The 1055-nt window shown below is 44.5% G+C and carries 1 protein-coding gene; it reads left to right on the top strand.

The genetic code is table 11. From position 1 onward, the window contains the following. Positions 1-98 precede the first annotated feature (98 nt). Positions 99-1055: aldose epimerase family protein (locus ABT299_RS52810; RefSeq protein ID WP_500255502.1), on the top strand; the 957-nt coding region annotated here is incomplete at its 3' end.

The following is a 1055-nucleotide window of genomic DNA, read 5'->3' as shown; positions in this document are numbered from 1 at the left end:
GTCAGGTTACCATTCGAGCGGATGGCAAGTTTCAAGATTTCATGAAGTGAAATCGCAGAAAGGGAAAAAATATGAGTGTAAGAGTCGAAAAAGTTAGCATGGGTGAGGGAAAAACAACCCAGTTGGTCAGATTGGAGAATGCCAGTCTGACAGTTGAATTAGTCGCCTATGGGGCACATTTGTATCGTGTCTTGGCTAAAGATAGGCAGGGTATTGCTGAAAATGTCGTTCTAAATGTGACACCAATATCCGCATTAGCCACTGATTTACAGTATTTTGGGGCCACTGTAGGACCAGTCGCGGGCCGGATTAAACAAGCACAAATTGGTGACCTAAGCTTAGAAGTTAACGACAATACAAATTCGCTTCATAGTGGCTCTCAAGGCTGGTCATTCCAAGAGTGGGATTTAGATTGGCAAGAAAGCGATGACGAGATCACTGTTACTTTCAGTTATATCGATCACAAATCTGGTTTCCCTGGTCCGATTGATGCCCAGGTTATTTATCACCTAATCGACAATCAGCTCAGCATTACCTTCACAGGAGAGTCGCCAGTTGCTACCTTCTTTAATCCAACCAATCATGGCTACTTTAACCTTAGTGGTGAGTTGAAAACAGATATTCGACAACAAATCCTTGAAATTTCAGCTGATCACATTCTGGACACAGATGCCGAGTTAATTCCGACAGGACTATTTTTACCAGTAGCAGAGACGCCCTACGACTTCACGACAGCTAAACCAGTAGAAAATGCGCTAAATGCGCTTCCGAGTGGCTTAGATACAGCTTTTGTTTTCGATGACCATGCGGGTGACCACCATGTTACCCTGTACGATAAAGCAAGTGGTAGACGACTAGACGTGACGAGCGAGGCTAGGAGTGTGATCATTTATAGCGTCAGTGCGTGGGATCGGGATACTCAAGTGAATGATCATCCGATGGCAAAAGAACTGGGGTTAGCTATTGAATTTCAGGAGTTGCCGGATTTACCGCATCATCCAGAATGGGGCAGCATCGCACTTCTACCAGATGAGAAAGTGTCAAAGACAATTCAC

This window comes from Spirillospora sp. NPDC000708, assembly GCF_040299565.1.
Classification (GTDB): Bacteria; Actinomycetota; Actinomycetes; order Streptosporangiales; family Streptosporangiaceae; genus Spirillospora.
This window is presented reverse-complemented; position numbering and strand designations above follow the sequence as displayed.